The sequence below is a fragment of the Allobosea sp. GW823-FHT02B03 genome (assembly GCF_058797755.1).
Window position 1 is genome coordinate 211729 of sequence record NZ_JBXAJY010000001.1, and the last position, 23939, is coordinate 235667.

Annotated in this window: 21 protein-coding genes; 14 read left to right on the forward strand and 7 right to left on the reverse strand. The window is 66.7% G+C overall.

Features of this window, described 5'->3' with window-relative positions; all coding sequences use genetic code 11:
- Positions 1–58: 58 nt before the first annotated feature.
- From AC1REK_RS01015 to AC1REK_RS01030, 4 genes are read left to right on the forward strand one after another with little or no spacing between them, the layout of a single operon-like run.
- Positions 59–1663 carry an ABC transporter substrate-binding protein gene (locus AC1REK_RS01015; RefSeq protein WP_492267509.1) on the forward strand — a complete coding sequence of 535 codons (1605 nt, stop codon included), beginning with the start codon at positions 59–61 and terminating at the stop codon, positions 1661–1663.
- 40 nt (positions 1664–1703) lie between these two features.
- A complete protein-coding gene (locus AC1REK_RS01020; protein ID WP_492267508.1) occupies positions 1704–2681 on the forward strand; it encodes an ABC transporter permease in 978 nt (325 codons plus the stop codon).
- Positions 2682–2684: 3 nt separating this feature from the next.
- Positions 2685–3515 (forward strand): ABC transporter permease, encoded by an 831-nt coding sequence (locus tag AC1REK_RS01025; protein ID WP_492267507.1) that lies wholly within the window; start codon positions 2685–2687, stop codon positions 3513–3515.
- The gene (locus tag AC1REK_RS01030; RefSeq protein ID WP_492267506.1) at positions 3512–5143 is read left to right on the forward strand and encodes an ABC transporter ATP-binding protein; all 1632 of its coding nucleotides are present in this window, start codon (positions 3512–3514) and stop codon (positions 5141–5143) included. Before AC1REK_RS01025 ends, AC1REK_RS01030 begins: the two co-directional genes overlap by 4 nt.
- 474 nt (positions 5144–5617) lie before the next feature.
- Here AC1REK_RS01030 and AC1REK_RS01035 read toward each other — a convergent pair whose 3' ends face one another.
- On the reverse strand, positions 5618–6334 hold the full coding sequence (locus AC1REK_RS01035) for a FadR/GntR family transcriptional regulator (RefSeq protein WP_327522122.1): 717 nt from the start codon (positions 6332–6334) through the stop codon (positions 5618–5620).
- Positions 6335–6495: 161 nt separating this feature from the next.
- Between AC1REK_RS01035 and AC1REK_RS01040 the strand changes: the two genes are divergently transcribed.
- The 7 genes from AC1REK_RS01040 to AC1REK_RS01070 all read left to right on the forward strand — a co-directional run bounded on the left by AC1REK_RS01040 (position 6496) and on the right by AC1REK_RS01070 (position 12865).
- A complete protein-coding gene (locus AC1REK_RS01040; RefSeq protein WP_492267505.1) occupies positions 6496–7794 on the forward strand; it encodes an ABC transporter substrate-binding protein in 1299 nt (432 codons plus the stop codon).
- Between the two features lie 150 nt (positions 7795–7944).
- Positions 7945–8802: a carbohydrate ABC transporter permease gene (locus AC1REK_RS01045; protein ID WP_492267504.1), complete on the forward strand. Its 858-nt coding sequence runs from the start codon at positions 7945–7947 to the stop codon at positions 8800–8802.
- 3 nt (positions 8803–8805) lie between these two features.
- On the forward strand, positions 8806–9636 hold the full coding sequence (locus AC1REK_RS01050) for a carbohydrate ABC transporter permease (RefSeq protein WP_327522119.1): 831 nt from the start codon (positions 8806–8808) through the stop codon (positions 9634–9636).
- Between the two features lie 3 nt (positions 9637–9639).
- Positions 9640–10608: an aldo/keto reductase gene (locus tag AC1REK_RS01055; RefSeq protein WP_492267503.1), complete on the forward strand. Its 969-nt coding sequence runs from the start codon at positions 9640–9642 to the stop codon at positions 10606–10608.
- A 14-nt stretch (positions 10609–10622) separates the two neighbouring features.
- Entirely contained in the window at positions 10623–11699 is a 1077-nt protein-coding gene (locus AC1REK_RS01060) for an ABC transporter ATP-binding protein (protein ID WP_492267502.1), read from the forward strand.
- A complete protein-coding gene (locus tag AC1REK_RS01065; RefSeq protein ID WP_492267501.1) occupies positions 11699–12418 on the forward strand; it encodes a ribonuclease activity regulator RraA in 720 nt (239 codons plus the stop codon). Before AC1REK_RS01060 ends, AC1REK_RS01065 begins: the two co-directional genes overlap by 1 nt.
- A 159-nt stretch (positions 12419–12577) precedes the next feature.
- Positions 12578–12865 carry a GntR family transcriptional regulator gene (locus tag AC1REK_RS01070; RefSeq protein ID WP_492273782.1) on the forward strand — a complete coding sequence of 96 codons (288 nt, stop codon included), beginning with the start codon at positions 12578–12580 and terminating at the stop codon, positions 12863–12865.
- Positions 12866–12986: 121 nt separating this feature from the next.
- Here the strand turns inward: AC1REK_RS01070 and AC1REK_RS01075 are convergent, their stop codons facing one another.
- Entirely contained in the window at positions 12987–14075 is a 1089-nt protein-coding gene (locus tag AC1REK_RS01075) for a quinone-dependent dihydroorotate dehydrogenase (RefSeq protein ID WP_492267499.1), read from the reverse strand.
- Complete coding sequence (locus AC1REK_RS01080) at positions 14072–14428, reverse strand: DUF952 domain-containing protein (protein WP_492267498.1); 357 nt, start codon at positions 14426–14428, stop codon at positions 14072–14074. Before AC1REK_RS01080 ends, AC1REK_RS01075 begins: the two co-directional genes overlap by 4 nt.
- A 256-nt stretch (positions 14429–14684) precedes the next feature.
- On the opposite strand from AC1REK_RS01080, the gene AC1REK_RS01085 reads away from it, so the two are divergent.
- Positions 14685–15311: a S24 family peptidase gene (locus tag AC1REK_RS01085; protein WP_492267497.1), complete on the forward strand. Its 627-nt coding sequence runs from the start codon at positions 14685–14687 to the stop codon at positions 15309–15311.
- Positions 15312–15356: 45 nt separating this feature from the next.
- On the opposite strand, the gene AC1REK_RS01090 is transcribed toward AC1REK_RS01085, so the two are convergent.
- From AC1REK_RS01090 to AC1REK_RS01105, 4 genes are all read right to left on the reverse strand, one after another.
- Positions 15357–16811, reverse strand: a complete 1455-nt coding sequence (locus AC1REK_RS01090) for a sensor histidine kinase (RefSeq protein ID WP_316016648.1) — start codon at positions 16809–16811, stop codon at positions 15357–15359.
- Between the two features lie 10 nt (positions 16812–16821).
- On the reverse strand, positions 16822–18288 hold the full coding sequence (locus tag AC1REK_RS01095; RefSeq protein WP_492267496.1) for a dihydrolipoyl dehydrogenase family protein: 1467 nt from the start codon (positions 18286–18288) through the stop codon (positions 16822–16824).
- 137 nt (positions 18289–18425) lie between these two features.
- A complete protein-coding gene (locus AC1REK_RS01100) occupies positions 18426–20786 on the reverse strand; it encodes a putative bifunctional diguanylate cyclase/phosphodiesterase (RefSeq protein ID WP_492267495.1) in 2361 nt (786 codons plus the stop codon).
- Between the two features lie 152 nt (positions 20787–20938).
- Positions 20939–21901 carry an enoyl-CoA hydratase-related protein gene (locus AC1REK_RS01105; protein ID WP_316016651.1) on the reverse strand — a complete coding sequence of 321 codons (963 nt, stop codon included), beginning with the start codon at positions 21899–21901 and terminating at the stop codon, positions 20939–20941.
- 522 nt (positions 21902–22423) lie between these two features.
- Here AC1REK_RS01105 and AC1REK_RS01110 point away from each other — a divergent pair.
- Both AC1REK_RS01110 and murA read left to right on the forward strand, forming a co-directional pair.
- Positions 22424–22588, forward strand: a complete 165-nt coding sequence (locus AC1REK_RS01110) for a hypothetical protein (protein ID WP_184231603.1) — start codon at positions 22424–22426, stop codon at positions 22586–22588.
- 55 nt (positions 22589–22643) lie between these two features.
- On the forward strand, positions 22644–23933 hold the full coding sequence (gene murA, locus AC1REK_RS01115; RefSeq protein ID WP_492267494.1) for a UDP-N-acetylglucosamine 1-carboxyvinyltransferase: 1290 nt from the start codon (positions 22644–22646) through the stop codon (positions 23931–23933).
- The last annotated feature ends 6 nt before the right edge of the window (positions 23934–23939 follow it).

Genomic DNA, 23939 nt, shown 5'->3' on the forward strand with positions numbered 1-23939 from the left:
GGGGCCTAGTGACGCCCGCATCGTGCCGAGCGTGCACGCCGGCCCCAGGAGATCATCCATGGATATGACCCGCCGCGCCGCGCTGAAGACCAGCGCCGCCATTGCCTCCAGCGTGCTGTTCCCGATGCGCTCGTTTGCCCAGGAAACGCCGCGCAAGGGCGGTGTCTTCACCGTTCATTACGGCGCCGAGCAGCGCCAGCTCAACCCGAGCCTGCAGGCCTCGACCGGGGTCTACATCATCGGCGGCAAGATCCAGGAACAGCTGGTCGATCTCGACGCCAAGGGCCAGCCAGTCGGCGTGCTCGCCGAAAGCTGGGAATCTTCGCCCGACGGCAAGACCATCACCTTCAAGCTGCGCCCCGGCGTGACCTGGCATGACGGCAAGCCGTTCACCTCCGCCGACGTGCAGTACACGGCGATGGAAATGTGGAAGAAGATCCTGAACTACGGCTCGACGCTGCAGCTCTTCCTCACCGCGGTCGACACGCCCGACCCGCAGACGGCGGTGTTCCGCTATGAGCGCCCGATGCCGCTCAACCTCTTGCTGCGAGCGCTTCCCGATCTCGGCTATGTCTCGCCGCGCCATCTCTACGAGGGCAAGGGCGACATCCGCCAGAATCCGGTCAATCTCGCCCCGGTCGGCACCGGCCCGTTCAAATTCGTGCAGTATGAGCGCGGCCAGCATGTCATCGCCGAGCGCAACGCGAACTACTGGCGCGCCAATGCGCCCTATCTCGACCGGATCGTCTGGCGCGTGGTCACCGACCGCGCCGCAGCAGCCGCCCAGATGGAAGCCGGGCAGATCCATTACAGCCCGTTCTCGGGCCTGACGATCTCGGACTCGGCCCGCTTCGGCAAGGATCCGCGCTTCATCGTCTCGACCAAGGGCAATGAGGGCAACGCCCGCACCAACACGATCGAGTTCAACTTCCGCCGCAAGGAGCTCGCCGACATCCGCGTCCGGCGCGCCATCGCGCATGCGCTCGACATTCCGTTCTTCATCGAGAACTTCCTCGGCGACTTCGCCAAGCGCGGCACCGGGCCGATCCCCTCGGTCTCGACCGATTTCTATCCGGCCGACAACGGCCCGCAGTACCCGTTCGACAAGAAGCTCGCCATCAAGCTGCTCGACGAGGCCGGCTTCAAGCCCGGCGCCGGCGGAACGCGCTTCTCGCTGCGGCTGCTGCCGGCGCCCTGGGGCGAGGACATCTCGCTCTTCTCCACCTTCATCCAGCAATCGCTCGCCGATGTCGGCATCAAGATCGAGATCGTCCGCACCGATGGCGGCGGCTATCTGAAGCAGGTCTATGACGACCACGCCTTCGATCTCGCCACGGGCTGGCACCAGTACCGCAACGACCCAGCCGTCTCGACCACGGTGTGGTACCGCTCCGGCCAGCCCAAGGGCGCGCCGTGGACCAATCAGTGGGACTGGACCGACCCGACCATCGACAGGATCATCGACGATGCCGCGACCGAGGTCGACGCGGCCAAACGCAAGGCGCTCTATGGCGACTTCGTCCGGCGCGCCAACACCGAGCTGCCGATCTGGACGCCGATCGAGCAGATCTTCCTGACCGCGATCAGCGCCAAGGCCCGCAACCACTCCAACACGCCGCGCTGGGGCTCGGCCTCCTGGCACGATCTGTGGCTGGCGGAGTGACCTCTTCGCGTAACCCAGAAGCCGAATCCGGCCAGTCCCCATGCGTGTCTTAAGTCTCGCGGGGCGGCGTCTTGCCGCCTCGATCCCGACCCTCTTCCTGATCCTGATCGGGGTGTTCCTGCTGCTGCAGCTCGCGCCCGGCGATACCGTAGACGCGCTGATGGCGCAGATGGGCGGGGGCGACGCCGCCACCGCCAAGCAATTGCGCGAATTCTACGGGCTCGACCTCTCGGTCTGGGCCCAGCTCGGCAATTATCTCTGGCGGCTGGTCCGGCTCGATCTCGGCTTCTCGGCGATCTACGGCAAGCCGGTGGCGACGGTGATCGCCGAGCGGCTGCCGGCGACGATCCTGCTGATGACCGCCTCGCTCTCCTTCGCCTTCTTCTTCGGGCTGATCCTCGGCGTCGTCGCGGCGCGCGGCGTCAACAAATGGCCGGATACGCTGATCTCCACCCTCGGCCTGATGTTCTATGCGATGCCGACCTTCTGGTTCGGGCTGATGGCGATCGTCGTCTTCTCGATCTACCTGCAATGGCTGCCCGCCGGCGGCTTCGAGGACATCACCGTCAGCTATACCGGCTTGCGGCGGACGCTCGACATCGCCACGCATCTCGTCCTGCCGACACTGACGCTCGGCCTGTTCTACATGGCGATCTATCTGCGCATCATGCGCGGCTCGATGCTCGAAGTACTCAACCTCGATTTCGTCCGCACCGCGCGCTCGAAAGGCATGGACGAGACGCGCGTCGTGGTGCGGCATGTGCTGCGCAACGCGCTCTTGCCGATGGTGACGCTGATCGGCCTGCAGGCCGGTACCATGCTCGGCGGCTCGGTCGTGGTCGAAAGCGTGTTCTCGCTGCCGGGGCTCGGGCGCCTCGCCTATGAATCGGTGATCCAGCGCGACCTCAACACGCTGCTCGGCATCGTCTTCGTCTCGGCGCTGCTGGTGATCGCGGTCAACTTCATCGTCGACCTGCTCTACGCCCGGCTCGACCCGCGCATCACGACGGGGAGCTGAGCCATGGACCTGGTGAAGCTCTATTTCCGCAGCCCGCCGGCCGTCATCGGCCTCGTGCTGCTCATCCTCGTGCTCGCCATGGCGGCGAGCGCCGACATTCTCTATCCGCGCGATCCGCTGGCACTCGCCGGGCGGCCGTTGATCTGGCCGTTCAGCAATCCGCGCTTCCTGCTCGGCACCGACAATTCCGGCCGCGACATCGCCGCCCAGATCTTCCATGGCGCGCGCATCTCGCTGCTGATCGGCGGCGTCGCGACGGTGATCTCGGTCATGATCGGCATCACCATCGGCGCGCTTGCCGGCTATTACGGCAGCTGGGTAGACACTGCGTTGATGCGCGTCACCGAGGCGTTCCAGACCCTGCCGAACTTCCTGCTGCTGCTGGTGCTGGTCGCCGTCTTCGGCTCGACCATCACCACCGTGACGGTCGCGATCGGCATCGTCTCCTGGCCGGCCTCGGCCCGGCTGACGCGGGCGGAGTTCCTCTCGCTGCGCAACCGCGAATTCGTGCAGGCGGGCCGGACGCTCGGCCTCAAGGATATGAGATTGATCTTCGGCGAGATCCTGCCGAACGCGCTGCCGCCGGTGATCGTCTATGCCAGCGTCGTGATGGCGATCGCGATCCTGCTCGAAAGCGCGCTCGCCTTCCTCAAGCTCTCCGACCCGAACGTCGCCTCCTGGGGCAATCTGATCGGCGCCGGCCGCGACGTCTTGCGGGTGCAATGGTATGTCTCGGCCATTCCCGGCATCGCCATCCTCGTCACCGTGCTCGCCGTCTCGCTGGTCGGACAGGGGCTCAACGATGCCCTCAATCCGAGGCTGAAGAGCCGATGAGCCCGATCCTCGTCCTCGACGATGTCAGCGTGAAGCTGCCGGCCGGCGGCGACCGCTCGCATGCGATGGCCCACGTCTCGCTCGCGCTGGAGGCGAACGAGATCCTCTGCGTCGTCGGCGAATCCGGCTCCGGCAAGTCGATGACCGCCAATGCGATCATGCGGCTCCTGCCGGGCGGCGTCACCATCGACGGCGGCCGCATCCTGTTCGAGGGGCGCGACCTCTGCGGGCTCGGCGAGGCCGAGATGCGCAAGGTGCGCGGCGCCGGCATCGCCATGATCTTCCAGGAGCCGATGACGGCGCTGAATCCGCTGCGCAGCATCGGCGACCAGATCGGCGAGATGTTCGAGCTCCATACGGAGCTGTCGGCCGCCGAGATCAAGGCGCGCACGCTCGCTTTGCTCGAGGAAGTCCGCATTCCCGATCCGGCGCTCGCCTTCAAGGCCTATCCGCACGAGCTCTCGGGCGGCCAGCGCCAGCGCGCCATGATCGCGATGGCGCTGGCGCTCGATCCGAAGGTGCTGATCGCCGACGAACCGACGACGGCACTCGACGTCACCACCCAGGCCCAGATTCTGAAGCTGATCCGCGACCTGCAGCGCCGCAAGGGTACCGCCGTCCTGTTCATCACCCATGATTTCGGCGTGGTCGCCGAGATCGCCGACCGGGTCGCGGTGATGAGCAAGGGCGAGGTCGTCGAAGCCGGCGAGACCGCCTCCGTGCTCGGCAACCCGCAGCACGCCTATACCCGCCAGCTGATCGCCGCGGTTCCGCCGCTCAAGGCGCCGCCGGCACGGACGCTGTCCGACGAGCCGATCATGACGATCGCGCACGTCTCGAAGACCTATCGCACCGGCGGCTTCCTCGGCCGCGGCCAGCGCGTCACCCATGCGGTCAAGGACGTCTCGCTGGTGCTGCCCAAGGGCGCGACGCTGGGCATCGTCGGCGAATCCGGCTCAGGCAAGTCGACGCTGGCGCGCTGCCTCGTGCGCTTGATCGACCCTGAGAGCGGCGAGATCCGCCTCAACGGCATCGACCTCGCCAGCTTAAGCCGCGAGGAAATGCGCTCGGCGACGCGCGATATCCAGATGGTGTTCCAGGACCCGTTCGCCTCGCTGAACCCGCGCCGCAAGGCCGGCGAGGCGGTGGCGCAGGGGCTGATCGTGCACGGCATGGCGCGGCCGCAGGCTCTGGCCCGCGCTAAGGAGCTGTTCGGGCTGGTCGGGCTCGACCCGGCGGCGACCGAGCGCTACCCGCATGAATTCTCCGGCGGCCAGCGCCAGCGCATCGGCCTTGCGCGGGCGCTCGCACTGGAGCCCGCAGTCTTGGTCGCAGACGAGCCGGTCTCGGCGCTCGACGTCTCCGTGCAGGCGCAGGTGCTGAAGCTGCTGGCGGAATTGCGTCAGCGCCTTGGCCTCTCGATCGTCTTCATCACCCATGACCTGCGTGTCGCAGCCCAGGTCTGCGATCTCGTCGCGGTGATGAAGAGCGGCGAGGTCGTGGAAGCCGGGCCGATCGGCTCGGTCTTCGGCCAGCCGCAACACCCCTATACGCAGGCGCTGTTGGCCTCGATCCCGGGCCGCGACTTCGGCGAAGGGCAAGGGCTGCCTCGAGAGGCACTAGCTTGATCTGTCGACGATTGGGCGCAGATCGGCGGAGGCTGAGACGCCGCTGCGCGGCGCATTCTGATGGTGAAAGTGCCGTCGCAGTCCACGCCCAAGCCCCGCCCACCTGAGTTGCGATCAGGAGCACGCTTTCTCGTGGCTGTAACGTGGCGGCTCGCCCGTCATGACGAAGCTCTGCCGAAGGCCTGACAACCTAGCGACCAATGTCTGTTTCCGAAGCGCCAATTTCCGCTCTTGACGCTCGTCCACCTTGCGGTCGCGTCCAGTCAGCATCGCCGAAGCTGCGAGTAGACCCCACAGCCACGCGGCTTTCGACCAACTCGTGAGCGAGGGCACCACTCCAACCGAACTTGGAACCTTCTACTTCGGTTCCTCAACCTTGTGTTCAAGGCGCCTCGCATAAGTTCGTTCGGTGCCTGTGCAGACGCAAGCTGCTCTTGCGACAGCCAGGTTCGCTCTTAATCCATGGAGTTGTCGTCAGCTTCCTTCGAATACCCGTCTTCTTGCGCTGTCGAGATGCGTTTGCATTGCCTGGCGTGCGGCCGCCTCGTCGCCGCTCTCGATCGCATTGAGGATCGCCTTGTGCTCGCGCTGGACGGTGAGCAGGCGAGAGCGAGGCTGGATCAGCGAGAGGTTGCGGTTGACGCTGATGCCGGTGGCGATCTGCTCGTGCAGCCCATTGAGGGTGGTAACGAAGAAATGGTTGCCAGTCGTCTCGGCCACTGCCCGATGGAAGGCGATATCCTCCTCGACGCCAAGTCGTCCCTGCTCGCTGACGATCTCAAGAGCGATAAAGGCATGACGAAGCTTCAGGAGCCCGTCCTCATCGCGTGTCTTCGCCGCCAGCGCAGCCGCCTCTCCCTCCACTGCGATGCGAAAGACGAAGCAGCGCTGGATGTCGGAGATGCTGCTGATCGGTGCGAAGCTGCGGACGTCTGGTGCCGGCCTGCGCAGAACATAAGAGCCAGAGCCACGCCGGGATTCGATCAGGCCATCGTCACGCAGCCGGCCCAGGGCTTCCCGCACGATGGGGCGGGAGACACATAGCCGCTCTGCAAGCTCGCTCTCAGAGGGCAGCCGCGCTGCCACCGCGAATTCCCCGGTCATGATCTGGCTGAGGATGTATTCGTAGACCCGGTCGCCGAGCTTGCCCGTACTCATCGTTTTCGTCGTCGCTGCCGCTTCGCGTCGCATGCGCCGGACTCTAGCCCAGCATGCATTTTTTGGACACGCCTCAAAAACGACTTTACAACTTATTTTACAAGTTATACTCCCCCATAGCCGCCGGCATCGACCGGCGCTGACCGGCCTTCTCGACGGGCCGCGCAAGAACAATCACCGTAGGGAGAGACGAGATGAACTTCAGCTTTCGGGATCGCTTGCGCGGCGGCGTGCTGCTTGCTGCCCTCATCGCCGGGATCGGCGGCGCTCAGGCCCAGCAGAAGATCGAACTGACCTACTCCGATTGGCAGCTCGCTCAGGAAGTCTGGGGCAAGTCGCTCAAGGACGAGATCGCGCAGTTTGAGAAGGAGAACCCCGGTATCACGGTGAAGACCGAACCGGTGCCGCTCGCCCAGCGCGACGTGCGGTTTACCACCGCGATCCGCGCCGGTCGCGGGCCGGACGTCTTCGCGCTCGATGCCAACCCAGTGCGACAGTACATCGCCGAGGGCTGGGTGCGCGACCTCACGCCCTTCATCGCCAAGGAAGGCCCGGATTTCCTCAAGGACTTCTATCCGGTCTCGCTCGCGCCGGTGACGGTCGACAGCAAGACCTACGGTATCCCGATGAACACCGTCGCGATGGTGCAGGTCTACAACGAGACCCTGTTCAAAGCGGCCGGAATCCAGCCGGCAAAGACCTGGGACGAGTTCAAGGTCAATGCCGCGAAGCTCACCGGCTCCTCGAAGCCGGGCGGGCCGAAGGACCGCTGGGCCTTCGCGCTGGTGATGGCGCCCGCCGGCTTCGACCTGCGCGTCTCGTCGATCATCCGCGCCTTCGGCGCCGATTTCCTGACGCCGGACAACAAGCATTCCGCTCTGGAGACACCTCAGTTCAAGTCTGCCTACAACTTCATCCTCGACCTCGTGAAGGACGGCGCGATCCCGCCCGGCGTCTCGCAGGTCGATGCCAACGGCTCGCGCCGAATGCTGGCCAACGAGCAGGTCGCGATCAAGATCGGCACGACCTGGAGCCTGCCGGAAGTCAGCGCGATGAACCCGAAGCTCGATGGTTGGAACACGCTGAAGATGGCGCCGATGCCGGTCGTCGCCGGCACCAACCCGGCCGTCCGCACGACGCTCTTCCAGAAGTCGATCTTCGTCAACAAGAACACCGAGCACGCCGAGGCGGCCTGGAAGCTGACGAAGTTCCTCACCGACAAGCAGCGCATGCGCCGCTGGTTCGACGACAACGCCATGCTGTCCTCGCGCATCAGCGTCAACGCCGACCCGAAGATCGCCAATGCCGACTATGCGCGGATCATCTCCGCTGAGATCGAGAAGGGCGCTTTCCTGCCGCTGATCCCGCAATGGCCGGCGATCCTCGAGACCTTCCGGCAGAGCCTGCAGGCGGCGGCAGCCGGCTCGAAGACGCGCGAGCAGGCGCTGGCCGACGCGCACAAAGAGATCGAGGCGATCCTCGCCCGTCCCTGAGGCCGCAAGGCGAATTGCGCCAAGGCTTCGGACCCGGCCCCCCGGCCCGAAGCTCCGCTTCTCCGCTCCGGTATCGGCTTTCCGATAGAGCCGCTTGCCGCGCTCCGGGCGATGCTCCCGCATTGCCGCAGACAAGGACGACGATCCCCGATGTTGGGTGAAAAATGGACCGGCTACTGGTTCGTCCTGCCCGGTACGATCATGCTGGCGGTCATTCTCGGCTTTCCGGCCGTAACCGCCATCCTCGAGAGCGTCGGCCTCGTCGGCGGCAAGGGTGGGGCGAGCCTCGCCAACTACACGCGCCTGCTCGGTGACACGCAGTTCCACGTCACGACCTGGAACACGGTGGTCTTCGTCGTCGCCGTCGTCACCTTCCACCTCGTGATGGGCCTCGCCGTCGCGCTGCTGCTCAACCTCGACGTGCCCGGCCGCTGGGTGTTCCGTGTGCTCGCCATCCTGCCCTGGACGATGCCGGACGTGATCGGCGGCCTCGTCTTTCGCTCGCTGTTCGACACGCTGACCGGCGGCGTCAACGCGGTCGGGATGATGCTCGGCCTGATGCAGGAGCCGAAAGACTGGCTTGGCAGCCCGAGCTGGGCACTGTTCTCAGTGATCATGGCGGAGAGCTGGCGCGGCTACCCCTATGTCATGCTGATCCTGCTTGCCGGCCTCCAGTCCATCCCGCGCGACCAGTACGAGGCCGCCGCGATCGATGGCGCCGGCTGGTGGACCTCGCTTTTCCACGTCACCCTGCCGAACCTAAAGCCGATGATCGTCATCGCCCTGGTGCTCGACATCGTCTGGGAATGCCGCCTCTTCGGCATGATCTACGGCATGACCGGAGGCGGGCCGGGCGACGCCACGCAGAACCTCTCGCTCATGGTCTACAAGCAGTATTTCCAGTTCTTCGACACGGCCTATGCCTCCTCGGTGGCGGTCGTCCTCGCCGCGGTGCTGCTGGTCGTGGCACTGCCCTATATGCGCTCCACCCTGCGCAAGGAGGCCTGAGCCATGAACCGCGGCGCCTCCTACTGGACCCTCACCTATGCCGCCCTTTTCGCGATGGCGGCCTACAATCTCACCCCGTTCTTCTGGATGGTTACGACCTCGCTGAAGACGGACATGGAGGTAACCTCCTTCCCGCCGACGTTGCTGCCGGCGGAGCTGACGACCGGCGCCTATGCCCGCATCTGGTCGCAGGAAGGCTTCCCGCTCTATTTCTTCAACAGCATCAAGGTTTCCGGCGCGACCGCCCTGCTGTCGGGAGCGATCGGCATCCTCGCCGCCTATGGCTTCTCGCGCTTCGCCTTCAAGGGGCGCACTGCGCTGATGGCCGCCTTTCTGGCCAGCCAGATGCTGCCCGGCGTGCTGCTGGTCGGCCCCTATTTCAAGATGCTCTCGGCGCTCGCCCTCTATGACACCCATCTCGGGCTGATCCTGGCGCAGACCACGATCACGCTGCCCTTCACCATCTGGATGCTGAAGGGCTACATGGACACGATCCCCGTCGAGATCGACCAGGCGGCGATGATCGACGGCGCGACGCGCTGGCAGTGCCTGATCCATTGCGTGCTGCCGAACATCCTGCCCGGCCTCGTCGCCACGATGATCTTCTCCTTCCTGCTCGCCTGGGGAGATCTGCTCTGGGCGCTCTGCCTGATCACCGACTCGGCCAAGCAGACGATGACGCTCGGCATCACCAATCTCGTCGGCCAGTTCCGCGTGCTCTGGTCGGACGTGATGGCCGCGACCGTGATCGGCTGCGCCATCCCCGCCTTCTTCTACCTTCTGCTGCAGCGCTACCTCGTGCAGGGCAGCGCCGGCTCCGCCGTGAAGAGCTGAACCATGGATTACTTCACTCTCGATAACGGCCAGGCTCGACTCTCCCGCGTCATCCTCGGCGGCCACGAATATCTGCCGAGCGGCGCCTCGCGCGGCTTCAACGAGGATTTCGCGCGGGCAGTGACGCCGGGCGAGATCTTCCCCGGCTTCGGCGGCGAAAGCCGTCGCGCCGTGCTCAAGACGGCCTATGATCTCGGCGTCAACGTCTTCGACGTCACCATCGACGCGGAGAAGGAGGCGCTCGGCCGCAACCTAGCCGAGATGCCGCCGCCCTACGAGGTCTTCGTCCAGACCCGGCCCGAGGGCATGTGCTACGGCTACGATGCCGGCAATCGCCGCATGGCCGATCTCGCGCAGCTGCGGGCCGAGGTGCAGCGCTGCCTGAAGCTCTTGCGGCGCGAGCGGCTCGACATCCTCAATCTCGGCATCCTGCGCGATGCGCGCGATCAGGATCCCGAGTTCCTTGCCAAGCTCGCATCCAACATTACGGCGCTGAAGTCGGAGGGGCTGATCCGCTTCGCCGCTGCCGACACCTTCTCCGGCGAGGAGACCTTCCTCGCGCTGATCGCGACCGGCGCTTTCGCAAGCATCAATCTCAACTTCAACGTCGCGGAAGATTTCGCCGAGAGCGCCGTGATGCCTGCTGCCCGAGCCAATGGCATGGCGGTGGTGACGCGCGAGGCCTTCATGAAGGGCGGACTCTTTCCGCTCGGCGCAGAGGCCGGCATCGCCGACAAGGCGCTGCTGGCGCGCAGCACGATGCGGTGGATCGCGGCGCGGCCGGGCGTCGATGCGGTGATCGTCGGTGCCGATACGCCGGAGCATCTTAGCGCGAATGCCGCTGCCATTCTGGCGCCGCGGCCGAGCGAGGCGGAGCAGGCTGCGCTTACCGCCCTGCGCGCCGCGCCGGGCTTCATCGATCATCGCCGCCGCAAGGCCGCCGAGTTCGGCGCCGCGGCAGGAACGAACTGACGGGAAACGAGACCATGGCATCCGTTCACATCCGCGAGGTCGGCAAGGCCTACGGCACCTCCCGTGTCATCCACGATGTCAGCTTCACCGTCGAGGACGAGGAATTCGTCGTGCTCGTCGGCCCGTCCGGCTGCGGCAAGTCGACCGTGCTGCGCATGATCGCCGGGCTGGAAGAAATTTCCTCGGGCCGCATCGAAATTGCCGGCGAGCCGGTCAACGACCGGCCGGCGCGCGACCGCGACATTGCCATGGTGTTTCAGAACTACGCGCTCTATCCGCACAAGACTGTCTACGAGAACATGGCGTTCAGTCTGCGCCTGCAGAAGCGCCCGAAGGAGGAGGTCGACCGGCGCGTGCGCGATGCGGCCGCGATCCTCGCACTCGATCCGCTTCTCAAGCGCCAGCCGCGCCAGCTCTCCGGCGGTCAGCGCCAGCGCGTCGCCATGGGGCGCGCCATCGTGCGCAACCCCAAGGTCTTCCTGTTCGACGAGCCTCTCTCGAACCTCGACGCCAAGCTGAGGGTGCAGATGCGGGCCGAGATCCGCGCCCTGCACAAGCGCCTCAACGCGACCGCCGTGTATGTCACCCACGACCAGATCGAGGCGATGACCATGGCCGACAAGATCGTTGTGATGAATGCGGGGCGCATTGAGCAGGTCGGCGCGCCCGAAGAGCTTTACGAGCGACCAGACAATCTCTTCGTAGCCGGCTTCATCGGCTCGCCGGCGATGAACTTTCTGCAGGGCACGCTCGCAGCGGACAAGCGTGGCGTCGTTCTGCAGGCCGGTGCGACCCTGCCATTTTCGGCACGGGTCGATGGCGAGGCCGGGCAAAAGGTCGTCGCCGGCATTCGACCGGAGGACTTGGGCTTCGGCGAGGACGGCAGCTCCCTCGGCGCCACGATCAGCATGATCGAGATGACCGGCCCGGAGCGCCTCGTCAGCCTCGATCTCGGCGGCAACACGCTGGTCGCAACCACCGGCAAGAGCCGCCCGCTCCGCGTCGGCGAACGTGTGCCGCTCACCCTCAACCCCGCCTCTATCCATGTCTTCGACGCCGCCAGCGGGCGGCGCATCTCGGGAATGCACTGATGTCCAAGCTTACGCCGGAAACACGCGCCAAGCTGCGCACCGTATCCACCGCGACGGTCTGCACCGCCCTGTTCAAGCGCGGACTGCGCAACCAGTTCATCCAGGACGTCAGGCCTCTGAGCCCGGAGACCGGCGCCATGGTCGGCGAGGCCTTCACGCTGCGCTACATCCCGGCGCGCGAGGATCTCAACCCGCTCAGCGTCTTCCAGGACCGGACGCATCCGCAGCGAAAGGCGGTCGAGGAGTGCCCCGCCGATGCGGTGATGGTCATTGACAGCCGCAAGGACCCGCGAGCGGCCTCGGCGGGGGCCATCCTCGTCTCGCGGCTGATGAAGCGCGGTGTTGCCGGCGTCGTCACCGATGGCGGCTTCCGCGACTCCCCCGAGATCGCGAAGCTGCCTTTCCCAGCCTATCACAACCGGCCCGCGGCACCGACCAACCTGACCCTGCATCAGGCGATCGAGATCAATGGGCCAATCGGCTGCGGCGATGTCGCGGTCTGGCCGGGCGACGTCGTGCTCGGCGACGGCGAGGGCGTGGTCGTCATCCCGGCCCATCTCGCCGACGAAGTGGCGGAGGAAGCCGTCGAGATGACGGCCTTCGAGGACTTCGTCGCCGAGGAGGTGATGAAGGGGCGCTCGATCCTCGGACTCTATCCTCCGACCGATGAGCAGGCTCGAGCGGATTTCGCCGAGTGGAGGCGTTCGTCTAAACGTTAGCGTCTGGATCGCCGCGCATCCTGTCGGACGCCCAGTGTCGATCCAACACCTTCTTTCCAGCGTCGGTCCGAAAAGTGGTTTCCGCCGATCGGCCCGATGCTTTGGAACCGCTCCGAGCGGCTCGCTCGCGAGCAACGCACCGCTACGATCTGCAGCAACATGCCACCGTCACTAGAGCGGATCGTTCGTGTCAGCCTGCGCGAGCACATCTATCAGCTGCTTCGTGCGATGATCGTGTCCGGCAGGCTCGCATCTGGGGCGCGGATCGACAGGCGTCGACTGGCTTCCGAACTCGGGGTCAGCACGACCCCGGTCAGGCATGTCCTGTATCGACTGGAGCAAGAGGGTCTGGTTCGGATCGAAGCGCGGCGCGGAGTGTTTGTGACATCTGGGACGCCCGCAATATCGCCTCGACCGAAATCAACGCCAGCCGGGCAGTACAGGTAGCACGCTGAACGTCGGCTTCCGGGCGATGAGCTTAGGTCTGCTGTTGGCGCGTAGCAGCCGCCACGAGCGGACATCAGGAACGTCAGCTTCCCTCCCATAGCAGTCAGCCGAACTTGCGACCTTAGACCATCTCGCCCCGCGCGATCGCCTCGGCGTCGCGTCCGACCAGCGCGTCGAGGCGCGGCAGCCCGGCCTTGCGCACCTGCATGTCGAGGCCGCGCTTGACCTCGCCGACCAGCCCCGGCCCTTTGAACACCATCGCCGAATAGAACTGCACCAGGCTCGCCCCGGCCCGGATCTTGGCGAAGGCGGTCTCGGCGGAGTCGATGCCGCCGACGCCGATCAGCGGGAACTGGCGCTCCACGCGCAGGAAGGTTTCCGCGAGGATGCGCGTCGAGGCCGCAAAGAGCGGCTTGCCCGAGAGGCCGCCGGTTTCGGCCTTGCTTGCGCTGCGCAAGCTGTCGGGTCGCGCGATCGTCGTGTTGGAGACGATCATGCCGTCGACCTTGCGGCGGCGGGCGACCGCGACCATGCCGTCGAGCTCGGGCATGGAGAGGTCCGGCGCGATCTTGATCAGTACCGGCGTGAGCTTTCCCCCGGCGGCGGCTTCGTCGCGGGCTGCGAGCGTCCGTGCGATCAGGTCGTCGAGGGCGCTCTCGGCCTGCAGGTCGCGCAGGCCCGGCGTGTTCGGCGAGGAGACATTGACGGTCAGGAAATCGGCGAGCGGCGCGAATCTCCCCGCCAGCACCGCATAATCGGCGCTGCGGTCGGCCGAGTCCTTGTTGGCGCCGAGGTTGACGCCGACGATGCCGCCCTTCTTCCGGCGCGCCTGAAGCCGCGCTGCGACCGCCTCCATGCCCTCGCTGTTGAGGCCGTAGCGGTTGATCACCGCCTCGTCCTCCGGCAGGCGGAAGACGCGCGGGCGGGCATTGCCCGGCTGCGGCAGCGGCGTCACCCCGCCGACCTCGACGAAGCCGAAGCCGAGCCCGAGCGCCCCGTCGACCGCCTCGGCATTCTTGTCGAAGCCGGCGGCGAGGCCGACCGGATTGGCAAAGCGCAGGCCGAAGGCCTGGACCGCCAGCGACGGCGGATCGGCTGCCGGCCGCAAGGGCGGCGCGGCGGCCAGCGCCGCGATCGTCAGCCGGTGCGCCTGTTCGGCGTCGAGCTTGTGGATCAGCGGCCGCGCCAGGCCGAACAGTTTGCCGATCACAAGACATCCTCCGGGAAGACATGGCCGCTCTCGCCGAGCGGCAGCGGCGCGATCCAGCGCACCTGCTTCGGGTCGAGCGTGGCATAAAGATGCGGGAACAGGGCGCCGCCGCGCGACGGCTCGTGGCGCAGGGCGCTGCCGAGCCTTTGCGGGTCGACGGCGATCAGCAAAAGCTTGTCCTGGCCGGCGAAGTGCCTGGCGGCGGTCTCGCGCGCCTGGGTGCCCGTCGAAAAGTGGATATAGCCGTCGGCGAGGTCGACAGGGGCGCCGGCGAAAACACCGGCGTTCTCGGCTTCGCGCCAGAGGCTCTCGGGGCAGATCTTGTAGATCAGCAGCGTGGGGTCGGAAGGCATGGCTGACGGCATATCGCCAGAGCCGGTGCGGCAAAAGCCCAAACCGACCCCTCACGCAAAAACATGTTCGGCGACATCGGGAGGCGCGGCTTACCCGCGGCTCGTCCCGCCATTCTCCCCCTGGTCGCCCGGTGACGAAAGCGGCCTCGATCCCGAGAATCTTACAGAATTTGGATTGCAGTCTTATGTGATAGGGGATATTTCCTATATCGATCCCCGTTAGCCCGTCGGCACCGTCAGGAAAGAGGCCTCCTCGATGCTGTCCCATGACCAGATCTGGAGCGCCATCGACACGCTGGCCCAGCGCTATGGCCTGACCCCGTCCGGCCTTGCCCGCAAGGCCGGGCTCGACGCCACGACCTTCAACCGCTCCAAGCGAATCGGCTCCGACGGGCGCGAGCGCTGGCCCTCGACCGAATCGATCGCCAAGATCCTCGCGGCCACCGGCGCGAGCTTCGACCAGTTCATGAATGCGGTGCGGCGCGGCGTGGCGCCGGTCCACACCATCCCGCTGATCGGCTTCGCCCAGGCCGGTTCCGGTGGTTTCTTCGACGATGGCGGCTTCCCGGTCGGCTCCGGCTGGGACGAGGTCGCCTTTCCCGGCGTGCCGGACGAGAAGGCCTATGCGCTGGAGATCGCCGGGGATTCGATGCTGCCGCTCTACCGCGACGGCGACACTATCATCGTCTCGCCGGCGGCGGCGGTCCGGCGTGGTGACCGGGTCGTGGTCAAGACCGTCGATGGCGAGGTCCTGGCCAAGCAGCTCAAGCGCCAGACGGCCAAGACGGTCGAATTGGCCTCGCTCAACCCCGAGCATCCCGACCGGGTGCTGGCGCTGTCCGAGATCGCCTTCATGGCGCGGGTGATTTGGGCGAGCCAGTAGGCCGGGCTCCCGGTAAAGTCCGGCACCCAGTATCGGGTGGAGGGTTCAGGCCCGGGCGTCGTGACCGGGCAGCGTCACCTTGAACACGGCGCCGAGCTCGGACGGTTCGAGATGGATCATGCCGCCATGCAGCCGGACGAGTTCGGCGGCGATGGCGAGGCCGAGGCCGGTACCGCCGGGTGTCACCGAACCGCGAAAGGCCTGGAACAGGTTCTGGCGTGCGCGCGCCGGAACCCCGGGGCCGTTATCGGCGACGCGCAGCACGAGCTCATTGCCTTCGAGTCCGCCGCTGATCGTCAGTATCGGCGCCCGGCCGTCCTGCTCCGCACCTTCGTCCAGCGCCCGTATCGCGTTGCGCATCAGGTTGGAGAGCACGCGCGCCATCTGGTCGGGGTCGACGCTGGCGACGAGGCTGGCCGGCACCTGGTTGGCGAAGCCGACGGCGCCGTTCTCGCTCAGTCCGAGCAATTCCGCCTGCTCGGCCACGAGCTGGCGCAGGACCACGTCGCGCAGGCGCGGAGTCGCCTCCGCGGCGCGGCCATAGGCCAGCGTCGCCTGGCAGAATTCGATCGCCCGGTCGAGCGTCGCGATCAGCCGGGGCGCGAAGCTTCGGATCTTGGCATCGCGGGTCTCTGTCAGCCGGTCCGACATGAGCTGCGCCGCCGCCAGCATGTTCCGCAGGTCGTGATTGATCTTGCTCACCGCGAGTCCGAGCTCGGCGAGGTGCTTCTTGGCGCGCAGGTCGCTGGCGAGCGTCGCCTGCATGCGGGCCAGCGCCCGTTCGGCCTCGCCGACCTCGTCGACCCGGTCCGACGGCGCGATGATCCGATAGGGGTTCTCCGGGTCGTTCTCGAACTCCATCACATTGGCGGCGAGACGCCGGATCGGTGTCACGATCAGCCAGTTCAGCGCGAAATAGATCATCCCCGCGCTGAGCGCCGAGATCAGCAGCGAGATCAGCAGCAGATTCCAGGAGAACTTCAGCATCGCCTGGCGCAGCGGCGCCTCGTCGATAACCAGCTCGACGAAATCCGCGGCGCCGACGGCCTGCCCGACAACGCGGATCGGCAGCTTGTGGGCCGGTCGCAGCAGCGTCGAGACCGCTTCCATGATCGAGCCCATCCGGCTGAGATTGCGCAGGTCGACCGTCTGCGCCACCTCCGGCGGCATCGCGTCGAGGCTCAGCAGCCGGCGGGCCCCGCCGACGCGCGCCGCGATCGCGCGCGCGCCGACGCCGGCGAGCAGGCGTTCCTCGCTGCCCTCCGGCAGGTTGTCATTCGGAGCGCCCTCGAGCACGAGCACGGCAATCTGCGCCGCCGCAAGACGGTCGTTCAGCCAGTTTCGCCGGTAGTTCGCGATCGAGGGCAGGTAGATCAGCACCTCCGCCAGCATGACGAAGAGGGTCGTCAGGATCAGCAGCTTTGCCGACAGGCCGAGCCGCGTCAGGCTGCGCGGCTGGCTTATCGAGAGGCTGTTGGGATCGAAATCTCTCTCCGGCATGAAGCGCAGTCTATCCGAAGCGCCGCAGGAAGCCGATCAGCCGTCGGATGCCGGGCTTGGAGGCGAGCGGCGCCTGGACGGAAAGGGCGGCACGCTTGGAGATCTCGGACAGGGACGGCGAGGGCAGGACGAGGCCGGCCACGTCCTTGACGGCGAGGCGCTGCTGAACCGCCAGGCACCAGAGGCCGATCAGTTCGCCTGCCTGCGCGCCGACGATGGTGACGCCGAGAATGCGGCCCTTCCTGTCGGAGATGAGCTTGATCAGCCCTTCGCTGCGGCGTTCGGCCTGGGCACGCTCGTTCTCGGCATAGGGCCAGTGCAGCACCCCGATGGCCCCCTGCTTGCGCGCCTCCTCTTCCGATAGGCCGAGGCTCGCCACCTCGGGCTGGCAGAGCGTCAGGCGCGGGATCGCCTGGCTGGTAGCGTTGACCGGCAGACGGAACAGCGCATTGCGCACCGCGAGCCCGGCATGATGCTCGGCGGCGTCGGCCGAGGGCGGCGCTCCCGCAATGCTGGCACAGTCGCCGATCGCGAGGATGCGCCGGTTCGCGGTGCGCAGCCCCCGGTCGACGGCGATGCCGCCTGCGTCGCTGCGAATGCCGGCGAGATCGAGATCGAGTCCGTCGAGCCTTGGCGTGTGGCCGCTCGCGAGCAGGAGGTGCGTGCCTTCGATCGAGGTCTCCGCTTCGCCGGCCTGGGGGGCAAGCACGAGGCGGGGCCGGTGCCGCGCGCTCTCCGCCCGCAGCACCGTACACTCCTCATGCAGCTCGATGCCGTCGCGCAGCAAGGCGCGGCGCACGAGGTCGGCCGCTTCCGGCTCCTCCTGCGGCAACAGCCTTCCAGACAGGATCAGGACGACCTCGCTGCCGAGCCGGCGCATCGCCTGGGCGAGCGCAACGCCGGTCGGCTCGCCGCCGAGGACGAGCAGCCGCTCGGGCCGACGCTGCAATGAGGGCAGTGTTTCGCCGGTCAGGAACGGCAGTTCGGCAAGGCCGGGAATCGCCGGCACGGCCGGCTGCGAGCCGGTCGCGATGACGAAGCGCCGCGCCCTGATCCGGTGCTCGCCGGCCGCGAGCGTCTGGCGATTGAGGAAATGCGCGCTGCCCTGCAGCACGACGATGCCGAGCGCCGTGAGGCGCTCCCTCGACCCGTTGGGCGCGAGCGCGGCAGCTGGATGGCCGAGATGGGCGCGCAGTCGCGCCATATCGATCTCGGGCTCGGTTACGGAAATGCCGAAGCGCTGTGCTTCGCGGACTGCCTGAAGTTTCTCCGCTGCGGCGGCGAGCGCGGCGGACGAGGCAGGATTGGACCCCGCGCGCTCGGAAGCGCCGGTCGGTGCCGGCTCGACAAGCACGACGGACACGCCGAACAGCGCCGCGGTCGTCGCGACTGTCAGCGCGCCGCGGCCGGTGCCGACGACGCAGATATCTGGCGTCATTGGCCCGGGGCTGGCCAATGCCTTGGCGGTCTCGGTCAACGCCGCGTCTCCGGACTCGTTTGCCTATCTCTGCTGATGCGTTGCCGGACCGGCGGAATCAAGACCGCAGCGCCGCAAATGGGGAGGAAGCGCCCGATTCTGGCGACAGCAAGGCCAGGAGGCTGGCGTCGGCGGCTTCAGGCCCGCTTGCGGGATTCGCCCTTGACGAACTCCGAGACGGGCTCGGGCTTGCCGAACAGATAGCCCTGCGCGCGCTGCGCCCCGAGCAACTGTACCGCCATGCGCTGCGCCTCGGTCTCGATGCCCTCGACCACGACATTCATCGAAAGACGGCGGGCGAGCTGGCAGACTGCCTCGATGATCGCCTTGGAGGCCTCGTCGGCGTTGACGTTGCGGCTGAAGCTCTGGTCGATCTTCACCTGCGAGAACGGGTAGGTCGAGAGATAGGCCAGCGACGAATAGCCGGTGCCGAAATCGTCGAGCGCGAACTTGATGCCGATCGCGCGCAATTCGTTGATCAGCTCGAGCGTGGCCTTGTTGTCCTCGATCAGCAGCGATTCGGTGACTTCCAAGGTCAGCCTGCCCGGCGTGAGGTTCGCCGCGAGCAGGGCGTCCTTGACGGTCTGCACCAGGCGCAGCGGCTCGCGGAACTGCAGGGGCGAGACGTTGACCGAGACGCCGACCCCGTCCGGCCATTTCGCCGCGTCCAGGCAGGCCTGGGCGATCGCCCAGTCGCCCATCCCGGCGATCAGGCCGGACTGCTCGGCGATCGGGATGAAGACGCCGGGCGGGACCATGCCGCGGGTCGGATGCGACCAGCGCATCAGCGCCTCGCGCGTCACGACCTGCTGCGTGCGCAGATCGATGATCGGCTGGTAGTAGAGCTGGAGCGTGCCCTCAGCGCTGGCCTGGCGCAGCTCGACCTCGATCTCGTGGCGGTCGAGCATCTCCTCGGCCATGACCGGGTCGAAGAAGGTCGCGGTGTTGCGGCCCGCGGCCTTGGCCTTGTAGAGCGCGGTGTCGGCGTGGCGCAGCAGATCGGCCGGGTTGGCGCCATCGACCGGCGCGAGCGCGATGCCGATGCTGGCGGTGACATATACCGTCTTGGTGTCGAGCACGAAGGCGCGGCCCATCGCCTCGATCATCCGCTGCGCGATGATCCTGACCGTGTCGACATCGGCAGCCGGCAGGATCAGCACGAACTCGTCGCCGCCGAAGCGCGCCAGCATGTCGCTCTGCCGGATCGCGGATTTCAGCCGGGCCGCAGTCTGGACCAGCACCTTGTCGCCGATATCGTGGCCGAGATTGTCGTTGACCTGCTTGAAGCCGTCGAGGTCGATATAGAGCAGCGCGAAGGCCTGCCCCGTGCGCTCCTGCTTCTTAAAGGCGTCCGCGAGCTGTCCGTTGAACTCGAAGCGGTTGGCGAGCCCGGTCAATTCGTCGAAGCGCGCCATCTGTTCGATCAGCGCCTCGGTCGCCTTCCGCTCGGTCGCATCCTCGGTCAGCATCAGCACGCCGCCCTCTGCGGCAGGGGCGATGGTGACGACCAGCATCCGGCCATTGCGGGACTGGAATTCGTAGCTGGCGGCTTGCTGCAGCGCCTGCACGCGGTCGAGCGCCGCCTTGATCGCTCGCACCTGCTCGGCGCTCGCGATCTGCCGCTCGATCAGGAAACGGGCGATGGCGGCGATCGGGGTGCCGGGCAGGGTCAGCGTCTCCGGCATGCCGTAGAGGGCGGCATGCGGCGCGTTGGAGACGGCGAGCTCGAGCTTGTGGTCGAACATCGCGAGCCCGTGGATCATGGTGTTCAGCGCGGCGTCGAGTGTCAGGTTCTGCGAGTGCAGGGCCGTGGCAAGCGCCTTGGACTGCTTGGTCGCGTCGCTCAGCGCCAAGAGGTTGCGATGCAGCGAGTTGGTGATCGCGATATTCGCCGCCACGTAGAGAAAGGCGAAGTAGCCGATATAGTGATAATACGGGTTGTGGGCCTGGATCAGGCCCACCGCCATCGGCACGCAGAAGGTCAGCAGCTGGACCGTGACAAATTTCGGACGGCCGGCATTGCGCGCGACATAGCCGGAAGCGAGCGCGATCGTCGAGGCGACCGAGGTGATGTGGGCCGCCGGATCATCGGTGTGCGCGAGCGCGACATAGCAGCTGTAGCCGAGCACGGCGCTGAAGACGGTCGCGCCGACGAAGTATTCGCGGTCCCAGCGCCGCGTCTCCTCGTAGCTGTCCTCGGAATGGTCGAGCCTGCGATAGCGGATCACGGTGAGGATGCGCAGCACGACCACCAGCGCGACCGACAGCGTCAGCGTCATGAAGATCTGCGCGCCGGTCGAGAGCCAGCAGAGATAGGGCGTCAGGATGCCGGCGATGCCACCGGGGATGATCGAGCCAGGAGAGGAGAACAGCGACGAGACCAGCAGCCGATAATCGGCGAGATCAACCTCGCCCGCGCTGCCATTTGCGATGGCCGGTGGCTCCGTCGTCTCGCCGCGCGCTTGTATCGCGCGCTGCCGGTTCGGCGCTCCCGCCATATACTCCTACCCTTCGAAGGCTTCGGGGAGGCGGCAACAGCTTGGTCGTTCGCCCCGACATCTAAACCAATTTAGAAGGGAAAGGTAAAAGTTCCGTGAGATTTACGCGGCCGACTCGCAAGATCGAGGCCGGCCGCTCGAAAGACCTTTCTTCAGTGATGTCCGGGGGCGGGCGCGGCAGGGTCAGCCTGCCGCTGATAGACCCGCGCCAGCATGCGGTCCTGCGTCTGGGCGATGCGCTGGAGCTTCGAGATCGCCGAGGGGTGCAGGCGCAGCATGCAGTCGGTCCAGATCTGGCCGAGATGCTCGAGTTCCTCGCGAAGATCGCCCGCGCGGCGGTTGAAGGCCGAGAACAGCGCCGTCTTTGCAGCATGCATGGGCAGCGAGTCGGCGGCGTATTTGCGGATCCAGTCCTCGCCGGTGCCGGTCGGCACCACCGCCTCGAGGCCGCCGGCGGCCATGAATTCGCTCGCGCTCATCTCCTCGGCCGAAAGCAGCATGCGCTCGGCAGTGCGAGCGCCCATGCGGCGCGACAGGATGGCCACCGCCGTGATCGGGAAATGGTTGAACTTGATCTCGGGGTAGACGAACGAGGCCTGCTCCTCGGCGATCATGACATTGCATGAGCGCGGAGCGTCGATGCCGCCGCCGATCGCCTTGGCGTGGATCGTCGAGAGGGTCACGACGAGCCCGTTGAGGCCGCTGGCATTGCGCACCGCGCCTTCGATCGACAGGCGGGCATATTCGGCGAGCGCGGCCCGGTCGTTCTTGGCCAGGCAGTCGAGATAGAAGTCGAGATCGCCGCCGAGCGTGAAGAACGGTCCAGTGCCCCGGAAGGCGAGGAAGCGCACGGGCGCCGAGTGATAATCCTCCGGCGCGCTCCACAGATCCATGATCGCCTGCTGAACCTTGCCGAGGCTGTCGAGCAGCTGCAGCGTGAAGACCGGCTTCAGCTCCGGTTTGATCGTGACCCACAGCGTCCTGATCTCGGGTTCATAGGCGAGCTGCACCTCCGGCAGGAAGCCGGCGCTGTGGCGGATCGCCTCGATCACCTCCTTGCCTGTCAGTCCCCGAGCCGGCGCGCCGCCGATCGCCGGTGCATAGCTCTGGAACATCCCGTTCTCCTCGCCCCTCGACCCGCCGGAAAGGTACGTGAAGTTAATAATCTGTAAACGCAAACTCCCGGAAATGGTTAATTCCATTAGGATTTGTGAGCCTTCTAAGCAGTTCGCTCCGTTCCGCGCCGATGCCGCGGCGCCCCAAGTTCCTACGGATCCCGTTGTTTTGCCGGCTCACGCAATGGTTGTGCCGGGGCTTCGATTGATCACGGCGCATGTGCCGGAAAGAGAAGAAACAAGCGGCGTCCGGGGGAGCTGGCGGGCGATTTGCCGCCCTTCGACCAGCGTTCAGGGAAGGAAGCCGCTGCTGGAAGAGCTCGCCGCCCTGTCGCTGTCGTCTGTGGCCGTCGCGCGGTTGTGCCGGTTTGGTCGCAGTTGTGCCGCAATCGACCGGCCAAAAGGTCACAAGCAGCTGGCGCTTCTCGTGCGCCGGCTGTCTTGTCCGCCGGCGCCCGAGCGGCTAACCATTCCTGCGCCTGTCGCCTTGCCGCGGCGGGACATTTCCGACGAGCTGACGCCTTGAGCCGCCAGACCGAAGCCGACGAGCAGAAAAGGGCGCGCCTCGCTGCCGCCCTGCGCGAGAACCTGAAACGCCGCAAGGCGCAGGCGCGCGCGCGGCGGACGGCCGAGACGGAAGCGACAGACGACACGCCGCCCGCCCAGGCCGAAACCTCCCGGTCCTGACCTAATTCCCTCCCGCCGGCGCTCCCACGCCGGCCGCGCCAGCAGGACGAGCCAGATGGACCGTATCCGCATCACCGGCGGCCAACGCCTCGACGGCGTCATCCCGATTTCGGGCGCCAAGAACGCGGCTCTGCCGCTGATGATCGCCAGCTTGCTGACCGACGAGACGCTGACGCTCGCCAATGTGCCGCGCCTCTCCGATGTCAGCGCGCTCTCGCGCATCCTCTCCAATCACGGCGTCGATCGCTCGATCGCCGGCAAGCGCGTCGGTCAGACCTCGGAGACGGGCCAGACCTTTGCGCTGACCGCCCGTCAGATCGTCGACACCTGTGCGCCCTACGAGCTGGTCTCGACCATGCGCGCCAGCTTCTGGGTGATCGCGCCGATCCTGGCGCGGATGGGCGAGGCCAAGGTCTCGCTGCCCGGTGGCTGCGCCATCGGCACGCGCCCGGTCGACCTCTTGCTGATGGCTCTGGAACGCCTCGGCGCCAAGATCGACATCGAGAACGGCTATGCGCTGGCGCGGGCTCCGAAGGGGCTGAAGGGCGGCGACATTGTCTTCCCGAAGGTCACGGTCGGCGGCACCCACACCGCCCTGATGGCGGCGGTTCTCGCCGACGGCGTCACCACCATCGAGAACGCCGCGCGCGAGCCGGAAGTCGTGGATCTTGCCGACTGTCTCAACAAGATGGGCGCGAAGATCGAGGGCGCCGGCACCTCCACCATCACCATTCGCGGCGTCGGTCGTCTCGGCGGCACGCATCATGCCGTCCTTCCCGACCGGATCGAGACCGGCACCTATGCCATGGCGGTAGCGATGACGGGCGGCGATGTGCTGCTCGAAGGCGCCCGTGCCGACCTGCTCCAGTCCGCGCTCGACGTGATGTCCGAGGCCGGCGTCGAGGTCTCGACCAGCAATGAAGGCGTCCGGATCCGGCGCAATGGCGCGGCGCTCGAGCCGGTCGACGTCACCACCGACCCGTTCCCCGGCTTCCCGACTGATCTTCAGGCGCAGCTCATGGCGCTGATGACCCGCGCCAACGGCACCTCGCGCATCCGCGAGACGATCTTCGAGAACCGCTTCATGCATGTGCAGGAGCTCGCCCGGCTCGGCGCCAAGATCAGGCTCGACGGCGACGCCGCTTATGTCGACGGCGTCGAGAAGCTGACCGGCGCCCCGGTGATGGCGACGGATCTGCGTGCCTCGGTCTCGCTGGTGATCGGTGGGCTCGTCGCCGAGGGCGACACCATGATCAACCGCGTTTACCATCTCGATCGCGGTTTCGAGGCGCTGGAGGCCAAGCTCGGCCGATGCGGCGCCCAGATCGAGCGCATCAGCGGTTGACGCCGG

What these genes read in the sequence shown, in the direction of transcription:
- AC1REK_RS01015 (WP_492267509.1), top strand. Translation starts at nt 59, where the DNA reads ATGGATATGACCCGCCGCGCCGCGCTGAAGACCAGCGCCGCCATTGCC.
- AC1REK_RS01020 (WP_492267508.1), top strand. Translation starts at nt 1,704, where the DNA reads ATGCGTGTCTTAAGTCTCGCGGGGCGGCGTCTTGCCGCCTCGATCCCG.
- AC1REK_RS01025 (WP_492267507.1), top strand. Translation starts at nt 2,685, where the DNA reads ATGGACCTGGTGAAGCTCTATTTCCGCAGCCCGCCGGCCGTCATCGGC.
- AC1REK_RS01030 (WP_492267506.1), top strand. Translation starts at nt 3,512, where the DNA reads ATGAGCCCGATCCTCGTCCTCGACGATGTCAGCGTGAAGCTGCCGGCC.
- AC1REK_RS01035 (WP_327522122.1), bottom strand. Translation starts at nt 6,334, where the DNA reads ATGCGACGCGAAGCGGCAGCGACGACGAAAACGATGAGTACGGGCAAG.
- AC1REK_RS01040 (WP_492267505.1), top strand. Translation starts at nt 6,496, where the DNA reads ATGAACTTCAGCTTTCGGGATCGCTTGCGCGGCGGCGTGCTGCTTGCT.
- AC1REK_RS01045 (WP_492267504.1), top strand. Translation starts at nt 7,945, where the DNA reads ATGTTGGGTGAAAAATGGACCGGCTACTGGTTCGTCCTGCCCGGTACG.
- AC1REK_RS01050 (WP_327522119.1), top strand. Translation starts at nt 8,806, where the DNA reads ATGAACCGCGGCGCCTCCTACTGGACCCTCACCTATGCCGCCCTTTTC.
- AC1REK_RS01055 (WP_492267503.1), top strand. Translation starts at nt 9,640, where the DNA reads ATGGATTACTTCACTCTCGATAACGGCCAGGCTCGACTCTCCCGCGTC.
- AC1REK_RS01060 (WP_492267502.1), top strand. Translation starts at nt 10,623, where the DNA reads ATGGCATCCGTTCACATCCGCGAGGTCGGCAAGGCCTACGGCACCTCC.
- AC1REK_RS01065 (WP_492267501.1), top strand. Translation starts at nt 11,699, where the DNA reads ATGTCCAAGCTTACGCCGGAAACACGCGCCAAGCTGCGCACCGTATCC.
- AC1REK_RS01070 (WP_492273782.1), top strand. Translation starts at nt 12,578, where the DNA reads ATGCCACCGTCACTAGAGCGGATCGTTCGTGTCAGCCTGCGCGAGCAC.
- AC1REK_RS01080 (WP_492267498.1), bottom strand. Translation starts at nt 14,428, where the DNA reads ATGCCTTCCGACCCCACGCTGCTGATCTACAAGATCTGCCCCGAGAGC.
- AC1REK_RS01085 (WP_492267497.1), top strand. Translation starts at nt 14,685, where the DNA reads ATGCTGTCCCATGACCAGATCTGGAGCGCCATCGACACGCTGGCCCAG.
- AC1REK_RS01090 (WP_316016648.1), bottom strand. Translation starts at nt 16,811, where the DNA reads ATGCCGGAGAGAGATTTCGATCCCAACAGCCTCTCGATAAGCCAGCCG.
- AC1REK_RS01100 (WP_492267495.1), bottom strand. Translation starts at nt 20,786, where the DNA reads ATGGCGGGAGCGCCGAACCGGCAGCGCGCGATACAAGCGCGCGGCGAG.
- AC1REK_RS01105 (WP_316016651.1), bottom strand. Translation starts at nt 21,901, where the DNA reads ATGTTCCAGAGCTATGCACCGGCGATCGGCGGCGCGCCGGCTCGGGGA.
- murA (WP_492267494.1), top strand. Translation starts at nt 22,644, where the DNA reads ATGGACCGTATCCGCATCACCGGCGGCCAACGCCTCGACGGCGTCATC.